This is a genomic window from Stieleria sp. JC731, assembly GCF_020966635.1.
Lineage (GTDB): Bacteria > Planctomycetota > Planctomycetia > Pirellulales > Pirellulaceae > Stieleria.
Genome location: NZ_JAJKFQ010000011.1, coordinates 1,584,544 through 1,592,020 on the forward strand (window position 1 = coordinate 1,584,544; position 7,477 = coordinate 1,592,020).

Sequence of the window (7,477 nt, forward strand, 5' to 3'; positions counted from 1 at the left end):
GGTTCTCGCCCCATCACCATCCACCCCAACCCTGACCCGACGGACGTTAGTCCCGGTTCCCTTCCACCACTATCCATCCCAACCTCCCCCTGAGCCGCCGGACGTTAGTCCCGGTTCTCCCCACCACTCACAACCATCCTCCCACCTTCGCTTTTGCTATCAACCGCTTCTCCGTAATCAACGTGGTATCAAACGCCGGTTTCGCGTATTGATAGGTTGCGGTCATCATGGAGCCAACGGATCCGCCCGTGTTTGCCGCTTCCCCACTCCTCGACTACTGGGCTACGGCACGATGCCATTGCTGTCTTTGCTACACCACCGGCTGGCGTTTCTCACCATAGCTTTGGCTGCCGTTTCTGTCTCAAAAGCCAACGCCCAGTCTTGGTCCTTCCCTGCAGCTCCGACCGACCCTTCGTTTTCCGCTCCTTTGGACGTGGGCACTCAACCAAGCTACTTCGTCCAGCAAGCATCAGCGGCAGCTCGTGAAACAGGCGGCGCGATTCCAACTTTTCCCGGCGCCCGCTCCAATGGACCATCTGCAGCAGCGAGTGGTTTTCAACACGGTAATTCTCTCGGGACGCCCAATGTCACGAAGTTTGAACCGGGAACAGAACGGCGCGTCGACATCAACCCATTTGCTCGGCCTAATCATCAGCAAGCCAGTCAGCAGCAAGTTGACTTAACGCCATTCAACCAACCCGATAAAGCTCGGTCTGGCTCCCCGGTTATAAGATTGGCTCGGCCAGACACTTCAGACGTACCCGCCAACGGGCAAAGTGTCACTCGAGCCGTGTCGGTTGAATTGGCACCGACGCGAGTCGTTTATACCGAGGCGATGGTTCGTTCCGCTCGCGAAAGCGAAACCCATTTTTTGCAGGTTGCAGAATCATCGACAATGATTGTTTCTAAGATCGCAAACGACAACGCCAGCTTCGCAAAGAAGTGGGCGGACCTTGCGGAGAACTACATTGCTCTTGCCGAACGCGTCGATGCGGCTCAGAGCAAGCTCGCGGCAACTCAGCAGGACTTTAACGACGTCAGCAGCAAAATTGAAAAGTATGGACTGACACCGACGATCGGTATGTTGCTTCGCCACAAAAAAGAGCAACTCGATCGATGGCAAGCAAGCGATTCACAAACCAGTTGGGTGCGAGAGTCATTGCAGGACTCTCGGGAAGCTCAGCTCGATCTGGAGTTGGTGCGATACGATGGGACGGAACCATTCGATCAAGCGAAACAAGTCCTCGATGGTGCGGGATTTGATCCAACCAAACCTGACAAACAAGCCCTTCTGCGTCAGGTTCAACAACTGTTATCCGATCGTGGGCAATGGCTGACCGCACTTTGGGAAGGCCACCGCAATTATCAAGAAAAGCTTGCCGAAATCGATGCGATTACGACCGCTTCGGCAAGCTTAACACAGGACTATCGAAAGCTGATCAATCGTCATGTCACTTGGATCCGTAGTGGCGACGCGATGGGTTGGGATTCGGTTCGCAAGCTAAGCACCGGCTTGGTTTCACTTTTCAATTCCAACCGCGGAAGCGAGTTCGGATTCTCGCTCCAACGAAAACTCCGAGTGAACGCCGCATCGGGAGTCACCGTCGCGGTTTTGTTCTTCGCGATCTTGGCTCTTCGTTGGTGGGCCAAATCGTTGCTCGTTGGGATTGGCAACCGTAATCGGATGCGTGAATCAACCAAGTCGACTCGAAAGTTGGCCGCTTGTGGCTTAACCGTTCTCGTCGCTTACTCGATCCCAACGATCTTGTTTTCCATTGCAACATGGCTAAACAGCGGCTTCGTTTCTGAGTCGTTGCTACAAGCATCGAGTGGTTTTTACGCGTGCAGTTTGATTGCTTTGATGGTCGAACTGCCCAGGCAACTGCTGCGAGACTTCGGATTGGTCGACAAGCACATCGGTGTCGACTTGCCACGGCGCGAGCGTGCATGTCAGTACTTGATGGTTGTCGGAACCGGCTTGGTGCTCAGTGCTTATGCGGTGACCGTTTCCGGTTTGATCGATCAAGGGATGTGGCGAGAATCGGTATCACGAGCAGGATTGATTCTGACCTTGTTTTTGGTCGCCTGGACCTTTCACCGTGCCCTGCAGCCTACCGGCGGAATTCTGGAACCGTTGATTGAAAAGTTTGGCGGTGCAATCGTCCATCGGGTGCGAATTGTTATCTATCTGTTTGCCATTGGTTCGCCGTTGGTCATCGCTTTTCTGTCCGCCGTCGGATACGGATTCACCGCTCAAGAATTGATCTATCGATTCGCAATCACATTTTCAATCGCGCTAACGTGTGCGACGCTGTGGCCAGCAACAAAGATTGTTGCCGCACATTGTTGGCGGATTTTAACCGGTGCCGAGTCTCCTCAGCGGAAGTTTGACGAATACGGAGAAATCGAACCGACTCACGATGTTGATCTTTCCGGTGGCCTGTATCTAGATTTGAAGCATCAGATCGCATTCTTGTGTCAGTGTGGATTGGTGGTCGCAGGAATCCTTTTCCTGGGTTTCCTTTGGATCGATGTGTTTCCGAATCTTCGCATGGGAAACCCCGTCGTCTGGACGGTCCAGGAAACAATCACGACCGCGGCGATCGGTCCTAGTGGCGAAACGGTGATGCAAGCGGGGGTGCAGGAAGTTCCGGTGACTCTGGTGCACGTCTTTTTCGCAGGCGTGACGTTGTTTGTTGCTTTTCAAGTCGCCAAGCTGCTGCCCGCGTTGTTCGATGCCCTTGTGTTGCAGCGAGTCTCATTTGACGAAGGTATGGAGCATTTTTCGTTGGTGCTCGGCCGTTGTCTGCTTTTTGGTGCCGGTTGTTTGATCTCGATGAAGTGGCTGGGCGTGCGTTGGCAATCAGTCCAGTGGTTGGCTGTCGGCTTAACGATCGGTTTAGGTTTCGGATTGCAAGACATGGTCCGCAACGTTTTCGGTGGCTTGATCGTGTTATTTGAAAAGCCCGCTGCACTTGGTGATCTGATTACCGTGGGACGCATCACCGGGCGAGTCGCGAAACAGCATCTACGGACCACTGTTTTGACCGACGACGAGGGACGCGAGAACATCATTCCGAACAAGAAATTCGTCACCGACGACGTCGTCAACTGGATGGGCGCAGGGCGACTGACGGTCGTTCCGATCGAAGTTGCCGTAACGAAGGACGAAAGACCGGCTGACATTTGCCGGACGATTCAGGAGTTCGCCGTAGCTCAAGAAGACGTGCTCGTTCTGCCTGCTCCGCAAGCCACGCTCGTTTGTGTGTCACGAACATCGCAGCGGATTGAGGTCCGTGTTTGGATTGAAGACTCCAGTAATCCGGTCGGGTTCCGCAATAGCCTGCTCAAGCGGGTTCGGAAGTATCTCGCTGAAATCAACATGCTTGCGGTCGATCAGCCAGAGCAGCCGGTGATCCGAGATTTGGCAAAGGATCGAGATCTTGCGCCCCGTCCGACACGGCGTTCGGCATAGAGGGTAGACTCAGCGAAATCTCGCAAGTTATCGCTCAAACGCCTTATGTCAGACGAACTAAACGACAAAATTCGCGATCTCCTTTCCGAAGGCAAAAAGATCGCTGCTGTAAAGCTCGTACGCGAGCGGCAAAAATGCTCGTTGCGTGAAGCCGTTAACACCGTCGAATTGATCGAAAGCGGCAACGAAGTTTCGATTTCTGATCCAGCACCGGCTTCCGATGGCGAAATGGACGCGGTTCTCGATGCGATCGAGAAAGGCGAAAAGCTACGTGCGGTTAAGCTCTACCGCGAATCGACTGGCGCGGATCTCCGTGAGTCAAAAGAGTTTGTTGAATCCTTAACACGTCAGCTTGGTGGTTCGGCAACGACTTCAACGCAGACCGGATGCTTTAGTTCCATCTTATTATTCGTCGGAATGGGCGGGGGAGTGATAACCGGGCTTGTTGCCTTGTGGGTGGCCGTCTGACTTCGTCAATGCCTCGGCATATCCCACCGCTTGCTTGGATCACAAGGCAACTTTGGGAAAGACAAAACCTGAAAACTGACTAGTCGAAAATCGGCAGAAGAATTCTCTTTCAAGTATCAAAGTAACATCCGAGTGCAATGGTGAGCATGACGCTGGATAGTACCGATCAGCAAGTCGAAATCTCTTGTAAGTCATGCGGCTCACAACTCCTGCTGGCGTCGAATCAACTGTCCGCAGTTTGCCCTTATTGCGGGTCACCTTCGGTTATCAGCCGGCCTCCACGTCAGGACGTTCCCTCCCCGACGTTTGTGATTGGTTTCCAAGTCGAGCGGGAACGAGCCGCTGAATTGACACGGCAGTGGATTCGTCGAGGCAAAATGTTCGCGCCGGCTGCTTTCAAGAAAGCCATCCCCGATTTAATTCAGGGGATCTACATGCCCGCGTATCTCTATGGTGCGACTGCGCTTTCAGATTACGTCGCCGAGATCGGTGAAAACTATCAAGAAACCGAAACGTACACGACCACGGACGGTAACGGTAAAACGGTCACTCGAACTCGGACGGTTACCAAAACGGAATATCGATCTTTGTCGGGCGACCATGCGACCTACATCATGGATGTGATTGTGTCGGCGTCCAGCGGAGTCAGTAACGACCGGTTCCAATCAATCGAGCCCTATGATCTTCGATCGATCCGTCGGTTCCAGCCTTCGATGATCGCTGGTTGGATCGCCGAAGAGCCTTCGCGAACGCAATCGGAATGCTACAACCTCGCCCGTGAGGAATCCTATCAGCTGATCCAACGTCAGCTTACCAACTTCATGCCCGGTGACTCGCACAAGGGACTTCGATTCGAAAGTTCCTTCACTCGCGAGTTTATCGATTTGGCATTGTTACCCGTCTGGTGCTTTGCCGTGCGATATGACGAAAGTAAGCCTCCGGTGCAGATCTTGGTCAACGGACAAACCGGTCGCGTTGCAGGGAACGCGCCGACTTCTGTCGCAAAAGTTCTATCCGTGATATTTACCGTGATCATCATCTTGGTGGTTTTGGTCGTCTTGATTGGTGTCTCGCAGGGCTAGTCGATGAGCATCACCATTACAAACTGTACACAATGCGAAACGCCTCTTGAGAAAGGGGACCTGCGTTGTTCCGTTTGCGGATACGCGTCGCCGGAATCGAATGCGTCCATCGCTTCGGAAAAGATCCAAGTGTTGCGCTGCACCAGCTGCGGGGCCGCACTAGCCTACAACGCAAAAAAGCAGGCTCCGCATTGTTCATTTTGCAACGGCGTGGTTCAGTTAGAAACCATTGCGGATCCGGTTGAGCAAACCGAAGGCTACCTTCCTTTTACGGTGAGTTCAGAGGAGGCGCGGGCGGCTCTGAAAACCTGGTTACAGTCTCTTGGATGGTTTCGTCCGTCCGACTTGATTTCGTCTGCGCAGATTCGAGAGCTGAAACCGCTGTGGTGGGTCGCTTGGGTGTTTGATGCCAAGGCCATGATCAGTTGGGCAGCCGATTCCAATTTTGGAAATCGTCGATCTGCATGGGCTCCGCATTCTGGGCAATGTCAAGTCAATTTTAAGCAGGTCGTAACGTCAGCATCACGAGGGCTTTCAGATCGCGAGGCCTATGGCGTTGTCGGTGGCTTGGATCTTGACCATGTCAGTGCAGAGCCTATCGGAGCGGACGACGCGGTAATCGAGCAGTTTGATGCTCAGCGTTCCGCAGCTCGCCAACAGATTTCGAACGCAGTGTTGGATCAGGCGAAAGAGCATGTGCAACGGCAAGAAGTTCCGGGGACAAAATTTCGAAATCTGAATGTCTCGTTGCTGGTGACAAGTTTGGTTTCGAGACGATTGTCCTTGCCAGCGTACGTGATGGTGTATCAGTACAAAGAACGACTTTATCGAGTTGTGATTTGTGGGCAGAATTCACGACTGCTCGTCGGTAACGCACCGTATTCGGTGTTTAAAATCGTCGCGACAGTAATCTTCTTTGGAGCAATTGCCTTAGGCGTTTTGGCCGCCTTTGCATCAGGCTAACGACATGCCAGATTGGCTATCAATTGTCATCCTACACTCCGTGTAGGCAGCGCTCCCTCCAGCTTGTTTCGCAAAGCAGGCCACTACCTTGTTCGAGTCTCAACCTAAATCTACAGCCCCCCACGGACCGGCCTTTTAACAACTGCCTACACTTCAGTTAGACATCGGCATTTCAGGTTTGAAAGCAGTCAGCAGTTCACCAAGCCAAAGCAGCAATTGCAATCAATCGGGCATTCGCAGATCGGAACGATAAAGATCACCACAACCGTTCGGAACCTCGCCAAGTCTATGCCAATCGATTTTTCGAACGCCCAGCAGTCAGTTGCTTTCAATTGTCGCCCTACACTCTTTGTAGGTAGCGTTCCGTCCAGCTTGTTTCGCACAGCGGGCCACCGCCTTGTCCAAGTCTCATTCTAAATCTAAAGCCCCCAAGGCCCGGCCACTCAACAACTTCCTGCACTTCAATTAGACATCGGCGTTTCAAGTTTGAAACCCGTCAGCAGTTCACCAAACCCAAAGCAGCAATTGCAATCAATCGGACCTTTGCAAGCCGCAGAGATGAAGATCACCACAATCGTTCAGAACCTTATCAGGTCGACGCCATTCGATTTTTCGAACGCTCAGCAGTCAGTTGCTTTCTATTGTCACCCTACACTCCGTGTAGGTAGCGTTCCGTCCAGCTTGTTTCGCAAAGCGGGCCACAGCCCTGTTCGAGACTCAAACTAAAAATTCATCGGTCACCGAGGCCCGGCCTTTCAACAACTTCCTGCACTTCAATTAGACATCGGCGTTTCAAGTTTGAAAGCTGTCAGCAGTTCACCAAACCCAAAGCAGCAACTGCAATCAATCAGATAATTCGAAGCCGGAACGCTGAAGATCACCGCAACCGTTCGGAACCTCGCTAATTCTACGCCATTCGATTTTTCGAACACCCAGCAGTCAGTTGCTTTCTATTGTCGCCCTACACTCCGTGTAGGTAACGCTCCGTCCAGCATGTTTCTCAGGGCAGGCTACAACCCTGTTCGAGACTCAAACTAAAAATCCATCGGTCGCCACGGACCGGCCTCGTAGCAGCTTCCTGCACTACGATTGCAACTTAGCATGTCGGGATTGAAGGGACTTCGGCAAAAGAGTTGAGCGATAGACCGTGTCATGGAAAGCGGGCAACGGTAGACCAAGCCCAAACTGCAATTGCAATCAACCGGACCGTTGTCAGCTAGAATTGGTAGAGTAGGCGCCCTGGGCAATGGAACGCTTCGCCAGTAGACATGTTCACACCACACAAACAGGTGGTCTGAGTTATTCGCACATCATCTACAGACTTTGCCTACAATATTCCTGTATCATGTCACAATAATTAGAAGTTCCCCGATGCAGATTCGACAATTGAAGCGGAGGATCTGATTGGCCGCTGACACCAAATTTGTTGACAAGCAGAAGCCAACTGAAACGTTGAGCAAGCATGTCCGCATTTCGATCATTGAAATGC

General features: G+C 52.5%; 4 protein-coding genes. All 4 read left to right on the top strand.

Features of this window, described 5'->3' with window-relative positions; translation table 11 throughout:
• Positions 1-292: 292 nt before the first annotated feature.
• The 4 genes from LOC67_RS22525 (at position 293) to LOC67_RS22540 (ending at position 5,988) form a co-directional block, all read left to right on the top strand.
• Positions 293-3,475, top strand: a complete 3,183-nt coding sequence (locus LOC67_RS22525) for a mechanosensitive ion channel domain-containing protein (RefSeq protein ID WP_230265068.1) — start codon at positions 293-295, stop codon at positions 3,473-3,475.
• 45 nt (positions 3,476-3,520) lie between these two features.
• Positions 3,521-3,943 (top strand): hypothetical protein, encoded by a 423-nt coding sequence (locus LOC67_RS22530; protein WP_230265069.1) that lies wholly within the window; start codon positions 3,521-3,523, stop codon positions 3,941-3,943.
• Positions 3,944-4,089: 146 nt separating this feature from the next.
• Complete coding sequence (locus LOC67_RS22535; RefSeq protein WP_230265070.1) at positions 4,090-5,025, top strand: hypothetical protein; 936 nt, start codon at positions 4,090-4,092, stop codon at positions 5,023-5,025.
• Between the two features lie 3 nt (positions 5,026-5,028).
• On the top strand, positions 5,029-5,988 hold the full coding sequence (locus LOC67_RS22540) for a hypothetical protein (protein ID WP_230265071.1): 960 nt from the start codon (positions 5,029-5,031) through the stop codon (positions 5,986-5,988).
• Positions 5,989-7,477 lie beyond the last annotated feature (1,489 nt).

Coding starts and splice junctions, on each gene's coding strand:
- LOC67_RS22525 (WP_230265068.1), top strand. CDS start 293: ATGCCATTGCTGTCTTTGCTACACCACCGGCTGGCGTTTCTCACCATA.
- LOC67_RS22530 (WP_230265069.1), top strand. CDS start 3,521: ATGTCAGACGAACTAAACGACAAAATTCGCGATCTCCTTTCCGAAGGC.
- LOC67_RS22535 (WP_230265070.1), top strand. CDS start 4,090: ATGACGCTGGATAGTACCGATCAGCAAGTCGAAATCTCTTGTAAGTCA.
- LOC67_RS22540 (WP_230265071.1), top strand. CDS start 5,029: ATGAGCATCACCATTACAAACTGTACACAATGCGAAACGCCTCTTGAG.